This window comes from Aliiroseovarius conchicola (genome assembly GCF_041403445.1).
GTDB lineage: Bacteria > Pseudomonadota > Alphaproteobacteria > Rhodobacterales > Rhodobacteraceae > Aliiroseovarius > Aliiroseovarius conchicola.
Window position 1 is genome coordinate 201,338 of the sequence record NZ_JBGEHL010000004.1, and the last position, 16,906, is coordinate 218,243.

Annotated in this window: 15 protein-coding genes; 12 read left to right on the plus strand and 3 right to left on the minus strand. The window is 55.1% G+C overall.

The genetic code is table 11. The annotated features are described in order from the left end of the window. Positions 1–3: 3 nt before the first annotated feature. Positions 4–1,251, minus strand: a complete 1,248-nt coding sequence (locus tag V6N04_RS09120; protein ID WP_371169834.1) for an MFS transporter — start codon at positions 1,249–1,251, stop codon at positions 4–6. 153 nt (positions 1,252–1,404) lie between these two features. Between V6N04_RS09120 and thrS the strand changes: the two genes are divergently transcribed. The 5 genes from thrS to V6N04_RS09145 all read left to right on the plus strand — a co-directional run bounded on the left by thrS (position 1,405) and on the right by V6N04_RS09145 (position 6,424). Next, positions 1,405–3,360 (plus strand): threonine--tRNA ligase, encoded by a 1,956-nt coding sequence (gene thrS / locus V6N04_RS09125; RefSeq protein ID WP_371169835.1) that lies wholly within the window; start codon positions 1,405–1,407, stop codon positions 3,358–3,360. A 418-nt stretch (positions 3,361–3,778) separates the two neighbouring features. Continuing rightward, positions 3,779–4,084: a BufA1 family periplasmic bufferin-type metallophore gene (locus tag V6N04_RS09130; protein ID WP_371169836.1), complete on the plus strand. Its 306-nt coding sequence runs from the start codon at positions 3,779–3,781 to the stop codon at positions 4,082–4,084. A 119-nt stretch (positions 4,085–4,203) separates the two neighbouring features. After that, on the plus strand, positions 4,204–5,073 hold the full coding sequence (gene bufB / locus V6N04_RS09135; protein WP_371169837.1) for an MNIO family bufferin maturase: 870 nt from the start codon (positions 4,204–4,206) through the stop codon (positions 5,071–5,073). Next, positions 5,070–5,855, plus strand: a complete 786-nt coding sequence (locus V6N04_RS09140) for an HvfC/BufC N-terminal domain-containing protein (protein WP_371169838.1) — start codon at positions 5,070–5,072, stop codon at positions 5,853–5,855. Before bufB ends, V6N04_RS09140 begins: the two co-directional genes overlap by 4 nt. 20 nt (positions 5,856–5,875) lie before the next feature. Then, positions 5,876–6,424, plus strand: coding sequence for a DoxX family protein (locus tag V6N04_RS09145; protein ID WP_371169839.1), 549 nt, complete (start codon positions 5,876–5,878; stop codon positions 6,422–6,424). A gap of 131 nt (positions 6,425–6,555) precedes the next feature. Here V6N04_RS09145 and V6N04_RS09150 read toward each other — a convergent pair whose 3' ends face one another. Next, positions 6,556–8,001 (minus strand): UbiA family prenyltransferase, encoded by a 1,446-nt coding sequence (locus V6N04_RS09150; protein WP_371169840.1) that lies wholly within the window; start codon positions 7,999–8,001, stop codon positions 6,556–6,558. 4 nt (positions 8,002–8,005) lie between these two features. Continuing rightward, positions 8,006–8,836 (minus strand): lytic transglycosylase domain-containing protein, encoded by an 831-nt coding sequence (locus V6N04_RS09155; protein WP_371169997.1) that lies wholly within the window; start codon positions 8,834–8,836, stop codon positions 8,006–8,008. 331 nt (positions 8,837–9,167) lie between these two features. On the opposite strand from V6N04_RS09155, the gene V6N04_RS09160 reads away from it, so the two are divergent. From V6N04_RS09160 to V6N04_RS09190, 7 genes are all read left to right on the plus strand, one after another. Then, the gene (locus tag V6N04_RS09160; RefSeq protein WP_371169841.1) at positions 9,168–9,398 is read left to right on the plus strand and encodes a Flp family type IVb pilin; all 231 of its coding nucleotides are present in this window, start codon (positions 9,168–9,170) and stop codon (positions 9,396–9,398) included. A gap of 225 nt (positions 9,399–9,623) precedes the next feature. Then, on the plus strand, positions 9,624–10,460 hold the full coding sequence (gene cpaB, locus V6N04_RS09165; protein WP_371169842.1) for a Flp pilus assembly protein CpaB: 837 nt from the start codon (positions 9,624–9,626) through the stop codon (positions 10,458–10,460). A 216-nt stretch (positions 10,461–10,676) separates the two neighbouring features. Next, the gene (locus tag V6N04_RS09170; protein ID WP_371169843.1) at positions 10,677–12,089 is read left to right on the plus strand and encodes a type II and III secretion system protein family protein; all 1,413 of its coding nucleotides are present in this window, start codon (positions 10,677–10,679) and stop codon (positions 12,087–12,089) included. A gap of 1 nt (position 12,090) precedes the next feature. Further along, positions 12,091–12,765, plus strand: coding sequence for an OmpA family protein (locus V6N04_RS09175; protein WP_371169844.1), 675 nt, complete (start codon positions 12,091–12,093; stop codon positions 12,763–12,765). A gap of 415 nt (positions 12,766–13,180) precedes the next feature. Further along, positions 13,181–14,449 carry a CpaE/TadZ family protein gene (locus V6N04_RS09180; protein WP_371169845.1) on the plus strand — a complete coding sequence of 423 codons (1,269 nt, stop codon included), beginning with the start codon at positions 13,181–13,183 and terminating at the stop codon, positions 14,447–14,449. Between the two features lie 13 nt (positions 14,450–14,462). Next, a complete protein-coding gene (locus V6N04_RS09185) occupies positions 14,463–15,932 on the plus strand; it encodes a TadA family conjugal transfer-associated ATPase (protein ID WP_371169846.1) in 1,470 nt (489 codons plus the stop codon). A 2-nt stretch (positions 15,933–15,934) separates the two neighbouring features. After that, positions 15,935–16,903 (plus strand): type II secretion system F family protein, encoded by a 969-nt coding sequence (locus tag V6N04_RS09190; RefSeq protein ID WP_371169847.1) that lies wholly within the window; start codon positions 15,935–15,937, stop codon positions 16,901–16,903. The last annotated feature ends 3 nt before the right edge of the window (positions 16,904–16,906 follow it).

Below are 16,906 nucleotides of genomic sequence, written 5' to 3' on the forward strand. Positions count from 1 at the left end.
ATTTTACGCGCGAAGGCCAGATGGTTGCGCGGCCTTAACATCCGGCAGACGCGACGACATCACCGCGCCAATCAGAGCCATGGCCGCAAGCGCTATGAGCGCTACCCCAACCCCCAAGTTTGCAAGCATCGCGACGGCTGTGCCGAGAAGGATCAACAACGCGCCCATCGCGGTATTCGCAGCAGCAATGTAAGACGCTCGACGGTCCGCAGGGGCCAGCGCCACGATAAATACGATCCGTCCCAGAAACCGCCCATGCGACGAGACCATCAGAACGAACAAGATAAAAGGCAGCGCCCAAAGCGCACCAATACTGGCGGCAACCACCGCGCCAGCCGTTGCCCCAGCGCCCAGCACGCCCGAGACAATCAACACCCCCCGCGCAGATCGGTCCGCAGCCTTGCCCCACGCATAAGCCGAAAGGAATGACGCCAAGGAAGACGCCAGCATAAGGGCCCCCAAACCGGACAACGCGCGGCCTTCACTCCCCAACAGGACAAAATATGGAGGCGCAAGCGTTGCCGAAGCCAACAATCCCCGCGCAATCACGAAACGACGCAAGACGGCGTCCTGCCGTAAGAGGTTGAGTATCTCGGATATTTTAGGTCGGCTTGGTGACGGGCTTGCCGGTTCGATCACCCGCGACATGAAGAAGGCAGCGATCAAAAACAGAAGGCCTGACAGGATCAGACAATAGATCAATCCGCTACGACCCTGAACGATCCCGAATATCAGCGTTAGCGCGAAGCCCAGGACGCCGAGCGACCCGAGTGTCCCTGCGATACCTGAGACAACGCCACGATGTCGGCCGAGTGTTTTACCTAGCATATCGCTACTGGCGACAGAGAATACAGACCGGGCCAGCGCGAACGCCACGACGCATCCCAAGATAATCCAACCAGCCGTCTGACCCGCTGCAGTCGACGCTGTAATAGCCACCGCAAAAACCATTACACCCAGCACGACGGTCGCCGCGACCCAAATGTGCCCTCGCCGCGCACGCTTTTCCAGCTCTGCTGCGACAAAGGCCTGTGGCAACAACGCCCCCGCTTCGCGGATCGGCGCCAGCGCCCCAATCATTCCAACCGGGACACCCAGTAAACTCATCAACCAAGCCAGAACCAGTTGCGGGCTCGTCAGCCCATCCGCGAACCTCGTACAAGCCAAGGCAAAGGCTTGCATCATACCGTTATGGGCTTCGTTATCGTGATCCGGGGTGCCCGCAACTCGGGCATAAAGCTTATCAAACATGCCCGGTATATGGCGCAATTCAGGGTTGCAGCCCATCCTTGATTGCGAAACCCGCTCTGGCTTGACACTTTGATGCACACGCGGCAAAACGCAGCCACACATAACCCGCAACCGGGCGTTCCGTGGGCGCCAAAACGACGAGGAGCTAGGCCAATGAGCCAGATATCCCTTACATTTCCTGACGGCAATTCGCATGACTATGACGCAGGCATAACCCCTGCTGAAGTCGCCGCTGGCATTTCTAATTCGCTGGCCAAGAAGGCGATCTCCGCGACTGTCGACGGCGCTCATTGGGACATGCAGTGGCCGATCAACGATAGCGCCTCGATTGCCATTCATACAATGAAAGACGACGTGCAGGCGCTTGAGCTGATCCGTCACGACTTCGCCCATGTGATGGCGCGTGCGGTGCAAGAGATTTGGCCGGACGTTAAGGTCACCATCGGTCCGGTCATCAAAGATGGTTGGTATTACGACTTTGATCGCGAAGAGCCGTTTTCGCCCGAAGACCTCGGCACGATCGAAGCGAAGATGAAAGAGATCATCAACAAGCGCGAGCCTGTGACGACCGAGATTTGGGAACGTGATCGCGCGGTGAAATTCTATGAAGCCAACAACGAGCCTTATAAGGTCGAGCTGATCGAAGCCATTCCGGGCAACGAGCCCCTGCGCATGTATTGGCACGGCCATTGGCAGGACCTCTGCCGTGGTCCGCACCTTCAGCACACGGGTCAACTGCCCGGTGACGCGTTCAAACTGATGAGCGTGGCCGGCGCTTATTGGCGTGGCGATAGTGACCGCGCCATGCTTCAGCGTATCTATGGTGTGGCGTTCCAGAACAAGGACGGTCTGAAGAAGCACCTGCTGATGCTGGAAGAGGCCGCCAAACGTGACCACCGCAAGCTGGGCCGCGAGATGGACCTGTTCCATATGCAAGAAGAGGCCCCCGGCCAGATCTTCTGGCACCCGAACGGCTGGACGATCTACACCGAGCTTCAGGACTACATGCGTCGGCAGCAAAAACGCGGCGGCTATGTCGAGGTGAACACGCCTCAGGTTATGGATCGCAAACTGTGGGAAGCCTCAGGTCACTGGGAAAAGTACCAAGAGCATATGTTCATCGTCGAAGTGGACGAGGAACACGCACGCGAAAAGTCAGTGAATGCGCTCAAGCCCATGAACTGCCCCTGCCACGTTCAGGTCTATAACCAAGGTATGAAATCCTATCGCGACCTGCCCCTGCGCATGGCCGAATTTGGGTCGTGCAACCGGTATGAACCGTCAGGCGCTTTGCATGGGATCATGCGAGTGCGCGGGTTTACGCAGGATGACGGACATATCTTCTGTCGCGAAGATCAGATCGAAGCAGAGACGGCCGAGTTCATCTCGTTCCTGTCGAACGTCTATAAGGACCTTGGGTTTGAAAGTTTCTCGGTCAAGTTTTCCGACCGGCCCGAGAAGCGTTCCGGATCAGACGAGGTCTGGGACAAAGCTGAGGCAGCGCTTTTGGCGGCCACCCGTGCCGCAGGGATCGAGCCAGAGCTAAATCCCGGCGAAGGCGCTTTCTATGGTCCAAAGCTTGAGTTCGTTCTGACCGATGCCATTGGCCGTGACTGGCAATGTGGCACGCATCAGGTGGATTTCGTTCTGCCAGAACGTCTGGACGCCACCTATGTGGGCGAGGATGGCGGCAAGCACCGCCCAGTTATGTTGCACCGTGCGACGCTGGGATCGTTTGAGCGTTTCATCGGCATTCTGATCGAAAGCCATGCGGGCAAACTGCCCTTCTGGATCGCGCCACGTCAGGTCGTGGTTGCTGCCATCGTGTCGGACGCCGATGACTATGTGCATCAGGTGGTTGATGCGTTGAAAGCCAAAGGCATCCGCGCCGAGGCCGACATCCGCAACGAAAAGATCAACTACAAGGTCCGCGAACATTCGGTTGGCAAAGTACCGGTGATCTTGGCGTGTGGTATGAAAGAAGTTGAAGAGGGCACCGTGTCGATGCGTCGTCTTGGTGAGAAGCACTCCAAAGTGCTGCCCTTAGTCGAGGTTGCAGATATGTTGGCCGTCGAGGCGACACCCCCTGATCTGGCAAGTCGCACCTGAGCGGCTGATAACCCCAAGAACTGCAAGAAACCCCGGCCCGTCGGTCGGGGTTTTTTGGTCGGTTCGACTGTAACAACCGCTCACTTCGCATGTGAGAACGGCCTCGGTCACCCATTATATGTTGTAACAATCGGCATTTCTTCACGGATTTTTCTGAAATGTCTGACAGCATTTTCCCGCGTATACCGACCGGATATTTCGGAACGCCGTAGAAGAAACCCGGAATTCGCCTTGAAAACAAAGGCATTGCTTGCGTCAACGGCGGAGTGTCTGAACCACGTGTCCCCCCCGGTTATCTCACATCGTTCTAACGGGGCTGTGAATTACGGTTTCGTGAGTGGAACGAAGGGCCTGATCCGCACTACCTTTCTATCACCGCCTCGACGCGGTGCGAATTTGTAACCCGAAAGGAAACTCGATGTCGAAAAATGTAAAAACCATTGCCGTCCTGGGCGCTGTATCCGCTGCTGTAGCTGCCAACGCTGTTCCAGCTTTCGCTGATGGCGACCAAGAAAAGTGCTTCGGCGTGTCGCTCGCCGGTCAAAATGACTGCGCCGCAGGCCCCGGCACCACATGCGCTGGTTCGTCGACAGTTGACTATCAAGGTAACGCCTGGAAACTGGTTCCAGCCGGTTCGTGCGAAACCATGGAAGTCACAGACGCTGACGGCAAAATGCACAAAGGTTCGCTGGCTGCGACTGAGATGAACCTGCCAGCAAGCTAAGCGCTGACAAAAGAATTCGCTCTGGCCGGTCAACTGGCCAGAGCACATACTGTGACCTCTGCACAGTTTATTAACTTTCTGCTAATATCAGTTCGATCCAGTCACCGATGGAGCCAGCAATGCTTGATATCGCGCACGACAACATCCTGCCTAATGGCGCAGGTGTCGGGTATAAACCGCAGCATTTTGCAGACCTCATGAAGGACCCCGGATCGGTCACTTGGCTGGAAATCCATGCCGAAAACTATATGGGCGACGGCGGACGCCCGATGGCGCAACTGCGTCACCTCGCCGAACGTTTTCCCATCTCTGCCCACGGTGTTGGCTTGTCGATCGGCGGCGAAACCCGCCTGGATCCAGAACACCTTGCGCGCCTGAAAAAACTGGTTGATTGGCTGAACCCTGCGATGTTCTCTGAACATCTTGCATGGTCTACCCATGACGGATCTTTCCTGAACGATCTGCTGCCTTTGCCCTATACCAAAGACACTCTGAACCGCATTACCACTCACATTAACGAGTTACAGGATGTGATCGGGCGCAAGATGCTGCTCGAAAATCCGTCCTCATACCTGGCCTTCGCAGAAAGCACATGGTCCGAGCCTGATTTCCTGCGCGAAGTGGCCCGTCGCACCGGATGTGGCCTGCTATTGGACGTGAACAATGTCTTTATATCGGCCACCAATCTAGAGTTCGCGCCGCACGACTACATCGACGCCTACCCGCTGGAACTGGTTGAGGAGTTTCACCTTGCCGGTCATGACGAAGATGCCGACGAATTGGGGCGCAAGCTGCTGATTGACAGTCACGGCAAGCCGGTGGATGAGCCTGTCTGGGCTCTGTTTGACTACGTTGTCGCAAAGGCAGGCGCCCGCCCAGCCCTTGTGGAATGGGACAACGATGTCCCCGAATGGGATGTGCTAGAGGCTGAAGGTGCCCGTGCGACCCAGCATATGGATGCCGCCCAAGCACAAAAGATACCAGCATGACCACTGAAACCTTGCCCAGCACAGCCGATACAACCGTTTCCCAAACAGATTTTCGCCGGGCCATTCTGGACCCGCAACAAGATGTACCCGAGGGATTGATTAATCCTGACGGCGAACATGCCAGCAAACGGTTTTCGGTCTATCGCAACAACGTCGTTCACAGCCTGTCGGAGGCTATGCTAACCGGGTTTCCGGTTCTTGCAAAACTTGTGGGCGACGAATTCTTTCGCGAGATGGCGAAGGTCTATTTGCGCATCCATCCGCCGGCTTCACCCCTGATGATGCATTACGGCGCCGCCCTGCCCGGCTTTCTGGAAAGCTTCCCCGGTACGCTTCATCTGAAATATCTACCCGACGTGGCCCGGTTGGAACTTGCTTTGCGGCGCGCTTATCATGCGGGTGACGAGCCCGCGATCGACCCCAACGAGTTAACCAAGTTGGATCAACACGCGCTGATGGAAACACATCTTCGCATGTCTCCCGCTTGCGAAGTGCTGACGGCCAAGTGGCCCGCAAAAGCTATCTGGGATTTCAATATGAACGATGGTCCTCAGCCCGGAGGGGGTGCTGAAAATATCCTGATCTGCCGTGTGGGCTTTGACCCCGTTGCTGAGCTTTTGCCCGAAGGCGGCGCCCTTTTTGTGACATCGCTGATCAAAGGGCGCAGCTTTGGCACTGCGTTAGGGCTCGCAACAGCGGACTTTCCTGATTTCGATCTGACCGCTACGCTTGGCGTGTTGATCGCAACACAAGCCATAACCGGCATCGACAAACCAGACTAAGATTTCGGAAGGATTTCGCCATGCATGCCCTGGCAAATATGTACAACTCGCTGGTCAATCTGGCCGAGCGGATGGCCCCGGCAACGATAACCACGCTTGCCCGCTTTACGTTTGCCGCAACACTCGTTGGGTATTTTTGGGCTTCGGCTCTGACCAAGACCGGTCCAGGCCTGCTTGGCGTGTTTCAACCAACGCTTGGGGCCTATGCCCAGATGTTTCCCAAGATGATGGAGGCAGTGTCCTACGACGCAAGCAAACTGGGTTCTATCTATTATCTGATCGCTGTTGCGGGGACGCTGGCCGAGTATATTTTGCCGTTCCTGATCGTCGTTGGGCTTTTGACCCGCCTGTCATCCATCGGAATGATCGGGTTCATCATTGTCCAAACCCTGACCGACCTCTACGGCCACGGTGCCATCGACCATCCGGAGACGGTTGGAGCGTGGTTTGACCGCATCCCTGACAGTCTGATCATGGATCAACGTCTGTTCTGGATGGCAGTGCTGATCACACTCGTCCTAAAAGGCGGCGGGCCGCTGTCGTTGGATCGGCTTCTGAAAATCCGCTGACACGACGAAACGATGCTCGAAGTGTTCCGCTGTGGACCGGTATCAACGGCACGCTGTGGAACACTTCAATACTCCATCGACATCATGCCCTTCCGGAGGAGCGTGGAATTAAGCGGCTATCCCGGGCAACCTCAGCCGATGCGGAACCATTCCTGCCACAGGCCTGCAGCATAAAACATAATCGCCATTGTGATCAGCATCAGGCCGATGCCGCGTTTGTCCTTCATCGCAAAGACAATCGGATCATAGTCCTGCTTGCCATACCAGCCCAGACGTACCATCCGGATAAGCCACCATGCCAGAGGCAGCTCTGCGGCCCACACAAGCCACCGAGTTTTGTATAACAAAATCGCTTGTTCGGTGAACGAATAAAGAAAAAATGCAAGAAGAGCTGCAACAACACCCAGTGAGGCGACGTTCAGCAAATCTGGGCGGTCGGGGCGTCCATACCCTCGGCCAGGCAACCTATCGTCGGACGTAGCCAGGGTGAGCTCCGTGAGTCGTTTGACGCATCCCAATGCCAGGAAGACTGGAAAAATGAAGACAAGCAGGTAACCTGACACATATATACCGGTGGCTGCTGCGCCTGCGACGACGCGGAGGGTATAGAGTGTTGCCAACACCGCTATATCGACCCAGCGCAAGCGCTTTAAGTTAAGTGAGTAGGCAAGCGACAGGGCCATATACAGCGTCACGACGCCAAAAAACGCCCAGCCGAGATAGGCAGCGATGCCAAGGGCAATCGCGGCAAGTATAACGAATGAGATCATTCCCACGTGGATCGGCACCGCACCTGAAGCAAAGGGGCGTTTGCATTTTTTGACGTGCAGACGATCTGCTTCGAGATCCAACAGGTCGTTGACCAAATATATAGAAGACGCCGCCGCCGAAAAGCTGAGCACTCCAAGGATAGTCAACAACAGAGTATTAACATCAAACGCGTGGCCCGCGATCATAGGGACAAACAACAGGACGTTTTTCACCCACTGATGTGGGCGGAAGCTTTTGAGCACATCTTTCATGCGCCAGCCGCCTTCGATAAACGTAACCGGTTTGCCCGCTGCCTTCATGGCTTTGGCGGATGCACTATCGCCCACCACCAGGGCGGCATCTGCATGGTTCCAGATCAAGCGATCAACCGGCGCGTTTCCGGCATAGTGGAACCCACCCTCGCCGAACGCATCGACCAGCGCCGTAGCTTTGGCCGATCCTTTCAAATTGGTTGTCCCGTCCGAGGCAAACACCCGCGTCGACAAACCGTGGTCAGATGCGAGCTTCATAACAATGCTCTGATCCGAGGCAGATGCGAATAGCACCTCTCTGCCCTCGGACTGCGCCGCAAATGCGATATCGACAACATCAGGTTCGACAGGTAGGAGATCTGTCCGCAACTGCGCAATCTCCGCCAGTTCCGCTTTCAGCCGCGCTGGTTCGCGCAGACGAGCAAAGCTGACTTTCAGCGTTTGTATTGGGTCCCTACCAAGTCCAGCCCAGAAGCACTCATAAAGCATGTCAGTGCGCAGAAACGTTCCGTCGACGTCCAGAACAAACGGTTTGTTGGCCGCGTTGTCACTCATTTGATCAAAATCCGCTCACCGCAAACACACAACCGTCAGACAGAAGTTCGGGCGGCGTGACGCACAGACCGCGAGCAACGCGCCACGCGGCTAGGACTTTGGGGATGTAGGCGCGGGTTTCCGCATAAGGCGGGACGCCCTGATTATCTTTCACTGCGTTCTCTCCAGCATTATACCCCGCGAGGGCGAGGATCGGATCCCCTTCAAAGTGGCGGATCAACCAACTCAGATAGGCGACGCCACCCTTGATGTTTTGCGCAGGGTCCATGCTGTCCTCGACCCCGAACCGTGCCGCGGTATCGGGGATCAATTGCATAAGCCCAGTCGCACCGGCGTGACTCTCGGCATCGATCCTGCCGCTGCTTTCCACTGAAATGAGGGCCAAGACCAATGCCGGCGAGACCGGCGTGCCGATCGTGGCCTTCAGTATGTCTGTCCCGTAGGCCTTTGCAATGGACTGGAGGTGTTGGAGCCTGGGTTGTGGCATATCCTTCTGGGTCTCCAGCACATCCAATGCAGTACGTACATTCATTGGTCCAGATTTGTCTAAAGCCGGGGAAACAGCCCCCCAAAACCACGCCCACTCATTTGTCGGGGCTACAGAAGATGTGACAGCAGTGTCGACCGAGGGTGTCGTTTTTGCGGACACGCGCGGCGCCAATGCCGCGGCCTGTTCAGCAGGATCAATCTGAATGATTAACCGCTTTGCTCCTGTCGGCGGCACAGCAACACGCTTAAAGGTAAAGTCTGGAAATGGCGCGGGCTCTGTCTCAGCCTGCGCCTGGACCGCGAACCCCGCAGCCAAAAATATGCTTATGTTCACGAAGCGCCGCATTTTGCGGTTCACTGCTCTGCCCCGAATTGTTTACATACTTGTTGCAGATTTCGTTGATCAGGGCCAGTTTTACCTTCGATTGTTTCCAATTTCGACCGGTTCATTTACCTTAACCTCCCCATCAGAAGAACTTTATGATTTTTTTACCCTTTATTTACAGGTCACTAGAATAATTATGTACTAAAAAAACGTTAAGCCAGAAAAGGTACGAAACCTGCCCAACTCTCGCCCCAATCAAGGGGCTAATTAGCTGTCATGCCAAGCAGCGCAACGAACACAAAGTTCTAGCGCCAAGGTGAAGAAACAAACTAGTTACTTATGGAGTGAAAAAATGAAACTGTTTGACCTGATCAAGACTTTTAAAGCCGACGAAGATGGCGCTGTAACCGTAGACTGGGTTGTTCTGACCGCAGCCATCGTGGGCCTGGGAATTGCCGTACTGACTTCTGTATCCGGCGGCACAACTTCGCTGGCTAACAAGATTTCGTCGGAGCTGGGCGACATGTCGATCATGGATCACAGCCCCGCAGCACCTGCTGGCGACGACGACAGCGGCAGCTAATAACCGCAAGGTTAACGCAACATATTAATATGAAAACCGCGCCCATGGCGCGGTTTTCTCTTTTTGCTACATAGCTCTAGAACGGGGCTGGTAATCTTCGGAAATCTCTGAAAAGTTCACCCAATATTCACGCTTAATACCTCAAATTGCCTCAATTCGGCATGACATGTATATGAGGTGAGTGGTATGGGTGCTTTTGCACCCTGTTGTGGGAAAGGACGTTCAATGCGGTTACTCTTCGGATTGGTACTGATTGTGGGTGTCGGACTAGCAGGATTCGCAGTCTATCTCGCCAAAGACTATATCGGCGCCTATCAGGCCCAACTCGATGCAGAACGTGCCGCCCGGGCAAAAATAGTACCAACAGTCGATATCTATGTGGTCAATCGGGCACTTCGTTATGGCGAACAGCTGACCGAGAAAGACATCCGAGCGGTCAAATGGCCCGAGAATGCAATCCCTGAGGGAACTTTTTCGTCGCTGGAGAAGATCTTCCCCGACGGAGAGAAGAAATTCCGGACAGTTCTCCGCGCGATGGAGAAGGACGAAGCCCTCCTTCGTGTTAAAGTAACCAAGCCAGGTGCCGATGCTGGCGTTGCATCCCGATTGGGAGACGGCATGCGTGCATTTGCGATCAGTGTAGACGTCAGTTCTGGTGTTTCAGGCTTTCTGCGGCCGGACGATCGCATCGATATTTACTGGACTGGACGTGGCGTTGATGAACTCGGCGAAGGCGAAGCAGTCACCAAACTGATTTTGGCAAACGTACACATCATCGCTGTTGACCAAACCGCAGATTCCGACCGAACGGGCCCGACAATCGCACGCACCATCACGGTGGAGGTCACACCGCGGCAGGTTGCGGCGTTGGCGCAAGCTCAGTCCAGCGGCCGCCTTTCGCTTTCTCTCGTTGGCGCACAGGATGAAAACGTGACCTCGGAAGTCCAAGTCGGACAAGGCGAAATTATTGGTGAAATAACAGGGCCAAAGCGGGAAGTTTGCACGATCCGCACACGTCGCGGCGCGGAGATAATCGTGACGCCAATTGCGTGCCCTGAATAAAGGCAACGCACAAAGCGATTGCTGATCGCTTCAAGACTGTTGCGACTTATCCACATGAGCGGCCTCTAACAACCCGTTGATTCTTGCTTTTTTTTGAGTTCTGACGCAGGGTTCGACACAATTGGGTGCGTACATCCAAAACCGGGCGATAGATCCGGAGCAGTCATGGGGGACTACCCCCACCCTATCGATACGTGGTCAGAGAGGCAGGATCACATGAAAGTTGATCGTTTTATTAAGGCGGCCCTATTGGGTCTAGCGTTTGGCGTAGGGGCACCGACGGTGTCATCAGCCGAGACGCTTAGCGTCATGAGTGGCGCACCATCTGGTGCTCTTAAGGTACCAATGAACCGCGCGGTCGTCGTTGAAAGCGACGCCCCATTTGCGGAACTCTCCATCGCGAACCCCGGGATTGCAGATATTTCAACACTATCAGATCGTACGATCTATGTGTTGGGAAAGACGCCGGGCCGCACGACGCTGACGCTTCTTGGCGCAGACGGAAAGCTCATTACCAATGTTGAGGTACAAGTTGCCCCCGACATCGCCGAGTTCAAGGAGCGCTTACGCCAAATCCTTCCCGGTGAACAGATCGAAGTGCGCACGGCCAATGATGGAATTGTCATGTCCGGCGTCGTCAGTTCGATCCAGCGCTTGGATCGAGCATTGGATCTTGCGCAGCGATACGCGCCGGAACGCGTTTCAAACCTGATGACGGTGGGCGGTACTCAGCAGGTGATGCTGAAAGTACGATTTGCAGAGATGGGGCGTTCGGTTAGAAAGTCATTGTCAAGTTCACTCAGATTTAACGGCGATATCGGAAATGTTGGCACGTTTGGCGAAACGGGAAATCTAATTGGAAACGGCACTGGTACACCCAACAATCCAATAAATGTTGCCGCTGGAACGCAAGGGGCATTTGGGTTTGGCTTCCAGGCCGGCGGGCTGGCTATAGGCGTACTGCTTGAGGCCTTGGAAACTAAGGGGGTCGTCCGCACATTGGCAGAACCGAACCTCACCGCCCTGTCCGGGCAGGAGGCTTCGTTTCTAGCGGGCGGTGAATACCCACTCCCGATTTCGAACGGTGATAACGAAGTTACGGTTACATATAAGCCATTTGGCGTCGAGTTGACGTTTACACCGACGGTATTGGCCGATGACGTGATCAACCTACAGCTGAAGGCGGCCGTCTCTGGATTGGACCAGTCAATCAGCTATAATAATGGCGGCTTTAGTATCAACGCCTTCCGACGTCGCGAAACTTCAACCACGGTCGAAATGCGCGATGGCGAAAGTTTTGCAATTGCTGGTCTTATTGAAGACGACTTCCGCGACAATATTGGCGCCGTACCTTGGCTCGGCGACATCCCAGTACTCGGGGCGCTATTTCGCTCAACAGAGTATCAACGCTCACAATCTGAGCTTGTGATCATCGTCACTGCACATCTTGTGTCACCAACCCGTGGTGACGTTCTAGCTGTACCGACGGATCGCATTCGACCTCCTTCGGAGCAGGAACTGTTCCTATTTGGCAATACAACTGCCCAAAACCGCCCGAAAAGCGGCGCGGCTGGCGAAGTAGCGCAACAGGACTTTTCTGGGTCCTACGGCTATGTGATGGAGGACTGAGATGCCTATAAAACATATCAAACCCCTACTCGCCGCCACATCCATTATCGCGATTTTGGCCGGTTGCTCCGGTTCGGACGCGGTCTCGAAATCTTGGTTCCAAGAAGCAGGTTTGCAGGTAAACGAGGGAAGCTTCGGCGACCCGACTGCCTATAATGAGGGCGTTCAAACCGGTCGCATTAACGCTGTCGTCAGTCTGGCGCACCGGTTCAACAAAGAATCCAAGGATACGGTTAACTTTGCGTTCAACAGCGCCGTGCTTGACCAGAACGCGCGCCAAATTTTGGACCGTCAGGCGGATTGGATTTCTCAGTTCCCCGAACTGAAGTTCAAGGTCTTTGGGTATACGGATCTGGTGGGGTCGAATGCCTACAACCAGCGTCTTGGCATGCGACGCGCGCGAGCAGTTGTCGCCTATCTGGGCAGTCGCGGCATCAGTCGGTCACGACTTGAGGCCGTTGTCAGCTTCGGCGAAACACGTCCACTGATCGAAACGCGCGCGCCCGAACGTTTGAACCGACGCGCGGTCACAGAAGTTACTGGCTTTGTTGGGCGCCATCCGACCGTACTAGATGGAAAATATGCACGGATTGTGTATCGCCAATACTTGGCCAGCGCCGTGCCTCTTCCGATTATCTCGGCTGGAACAGCAGCGACAGTCGGGGAAGGTTCCTAACCCAACTGATTTCTCAAGAAGGCGCGGCTTGTTCGCGCCTTTTTTTGACGACACACCTCCACCCGCCACATTTTTGCCGCAATCCGCGCCGAAACCAGAGATTGAGACGAGTGAACTCTTCCACGGAACGTCATATGATTGTGGAAGAATTTCTAAGAGCGGTCACCGATTTGCACGCTTAAATAGAGCACCCCTGCCGTTCATGCACGGGAAACAGATGCATAGTTTCACCGGTGATCGTCCCAAAAGAACGAATAATTTGGCCGTTTAAGCCGCAATCTTGCCCAGATTGACTGGCACTCCTGTGGAGCATTGGGAGCAGTCCGCGCACGAAATCCGAATCGTGCTGCCTCTTTGGGACAGAGGTCCGACGGCAGAAAGCCTGGGAGCGGGCACAATTGGAAGGAATTTGACGATGAGTAGCAGTGTTGCGCTACAAGCTGACCCGGAACCGATCGTAGCTTGCACGGTCTCACGGGATGTACAGAATTTCGATCTGCTGATCGAAGATATGGAAGCAGAACTGGGTGAAGCCTGGGGTGACCTCTCGATTGAGGACGCCCTCGCCTTCTTCGCGCAGCCAGATGCGGACGCGCTTGAGTTTGTTGCCATTGCTATGGACGACCAAGACGAAGGCGACCTTTCCAAAGTTGCCAGCGTTATCAAGGCTGCCGGTGAAAAGGGCATCAAAGTCATAGTTATCGCAGAAGAGGTCAGCCCGATCGCGCTGCACCAACTTTTGAAAATGGGGGCAGAAGAATTTGTCCCCTACCCGCTTCCCGAAGGCGCGCTGCACGACGCGATAGAACGGTTGCGCGCGCCGGAGCCCGAAGCCCCTGCCCCGCAAGAAGCAGCGCCGTCAACGACGCTAAAAAGTGGTGATGATCGCGAAGGCGTTTTGCTGGCGATTCATCCGATGGCGGGCGGCACCGGGGCGACGACGATGGCTGTCAATCTGGCTTGGGAACTGAGCCAACTGGATCGCAAGAAAAAGAAGAAGGAAGTGACTACACCGCCGCGTGTTTGTCTGCTGGATTTCGGCTTGCAGTTCGGTTCGGTCGCCACCTATCTCGACCTCCCTCGTAGGGACGCTGTGTACGAACTTCTGTCGGACACCGAGGTAATGGACCAGGAAATTTTCGCCCAAGCGTTGATTCCCTTCGAGGATGACCTTCACGTCCTGACCGCGCCGCCCGACATGCTGCCGCTTGATCTAGTTACGCCCGAAGACATCGAACGCATAATTGATATGGCACGGCGGAATTTCGATTACGTTGTAATTGACATGCCCAACACTGTGGTCCAGTGGACCGAGACCGTCCTGCACGCTGCGCATGTATACTTCGCAACTCTGGAGCTTGACCTTCGCAGCGCCCAAAACGCGCTCCGCTTAATCAAGGCCATGAAATCGGAAGAACTGCCGGTCGAAAAACTGCGCTATGTGCTGAACCGCGCGCCAAAGTTCACCGACATTTCTGGAAAGTCGCGTGTCAAGCGACTGGCCGAAAGCCTGGATATCTCGATCGAGCTTCAATTGCCAGATGGCGGCAAGCCGGTGACCCAGGCAAGCGACCATGGGATGCCCTTGTCGACCGCTGCGGCAAAGAACCCGCTACGCAAAGAACTTCAGAAGCTGGCGCAATCGGTACATGCCGTAAACCAAGCCGAAGCGACCGCAAACTGACCCTGGAGGCGCTATGTTTTCCCGTTACAAAAAACCCGCCAAGCCGACAAAGGCGACGCCCGACCTGAAGGCTGTGGATGGGGGGCGAGCGGATGCTCCGGCGCCCGCAAAGACGGCGCCAGATGCGAAATCTTCTGCTCGGGCTCCGGTTGCGCGTAGACAGGTGACCGAACAGTCGGCCAAACCCGTCCTTGCCGATAAGGATCGCAAGCGCAAGGAACGCCTGTCAGATATCAAAACAGAGCTTCACAAAGAGCTCCTGGACAACTTGAACCTTGGCGCGCTTGAAACGGCTACAGAGAAAGACCTGCGCTCAGAAATTACTGATATTACATCAGAATTTCTAAGCACGCGTGACGTTGTCTTGACCCGTGATGAGCGGCTTTTGTTGAACCAGGAGCTATATGACGAGGTTAAAGGCCTGGGTCCACTCGAACCGCTTCTACAAGACGAAACCGTCAACGATATTTTGGTCAACGGGCCGCAGCAGGTTTTTGTCGAACGGGCCGGTAAACTGCAACTGACGGATGTCACTTTCAAGGATGAGCGTCACCTTCTGCGTATCATTGACAAGATCGTGTCCGCCGTTGGACGTCGCGTCGACGAAAGCAACCCACATGTGGATGCCCGCCTTGCCGATGGCTCGCGTTTCAACGCAATGGTGCCGCCAATTGCGGTGGACGGATCGCTCGTTTCAATTCGTAAGTTTAAGAAAGACAAGCTTGGCATCGACGAGTTGGTCAATTTTGGCGCCTTCTCAGAGGAAATGGCAGTCTTTCTGCAGGCTGCTGTTGCCACGCGCCTCAATGTAATTGTCTCGGGTGGTACCGGTTCAGGTAAAACGACTACGCTAAATGCGCTCTCCTCATTCATCGACGATTCCGAGCGCATTCTGACGATCGAAGACACCGCCGAACTACAGCTTCAGCAAACCCATGTCGGTCGGATGGAAAGTCGCCCCGCTAACGTCGAAGGTAAGGGTGCCGTCAGCCAGCGTGACTGTCTGAAAAACGCACTGCGGATGCGTCCGGACCGCATCATCGTGGGTGAGACCCGCGGCGAAGAAGTTATCGATATGTTGCAGGCGATGAACACCGGCCACGATGGATCGATGACGACGATCCACGCCAACTCCGCCCGTGACGCGGTATCACGTCTCGAGAATATGATTGCCATGGCCGGAATCGAAATGCCGCTAAAAGCGGTGCGCAGTCAGATTGCCTCGGCTGTGAACCTGATTGTGCAGGCCAGCCGCCTACAAGACGGTTCGCGTCGCATGGTCTCGATCACCGAGATTACCGGCATGGAAGGCGAGGTTATCTCGATGCAAGAGGTTTTCCGCTACGAACGATTGGGCTTAACGCCAGAAGGCAAGATCATCGGTCGTTTCAACGCGACCGGCGTACGCTCACATTACTCGGATCGCTTCCGTCAGTGGGGCTATGACCTGCCAGCCTCGATCTATGAGCCTTGGAGCGACTGATCATGACCATCTCGATTGAACCTATCCTTTACGGCCTAATCTTCCTCGCAGTTCTGCTGCTGGTGGAAGGTATCTATCTGACGGTTTTCGGCAAATCTATCAGCCTGAATAACCGGATCAACCGCCGTCTGGATATGCTCGAAAAAGGTGCGGCGCGCGAAGAAGTGCTGGAGAAACTCCGAAAGGAGATGGGCCAACACGTCAAAGCGCAGGGCATCCCGTTCTATTCGCTTCTGGCCACAAAGGCACAAAAAGCCGCCATCGCTTTCACACCAGCGCAGTTGCTCCTGATCATGGTGCTATTGTCTGTGTTTGCCTTTGTAGGCTTGGGCGTCGCCACTGCGGCTTCCCTGCCAATTCGAGCCGGCCTCGCGGTTGTTATGGGGTTCGGTGGCGTCTACATTTGGGTTAACAATAAAGCGAAAAAGCGGACCGCGATGATCGAGGAACAATTGCCTGATGCTGTCGAACTTATGGTGCGCAGTCTGCGCGTTGGTCATCCGTTTTCATCCGCCATCCAGATCGTCGCCAAGGAAATCCCTGATCCGCTGGGTACCGAGATGGGCTTGATCGCGGATGAATCGTCATACGGCCGTGAAGTCGGCGAAGCGCTAGCAGCAATGGCTGAGCGACTGGACAACCAAGACATGCGGTTTTTGTCGGTCGCGGTCATTATTCAGCAAACTTCAGGTGGTAATCTGGCCGAGATTCTGGACGGGCTTGCCAAGGTGATCCGGTCGCGTTTCAAGCTGTTTCGTCGGGTTCGTGCAATCACTGCCGAGGCGAAATGGTCCGGTAACTTCCTGTCAGGCTTTCCCGTTTTGGCTTTGGTGATGATCAACCTGATCCAACCAAATTATTATGACGACGTACGCGAGACGCCGTACTTCATCCCGGCCTGCCTGATCGTTGCTGGCTTCCTAATCGCTAACGTCTTTGTCATGCGGATGTTGGTTAACATCAAAGTGTAGGGG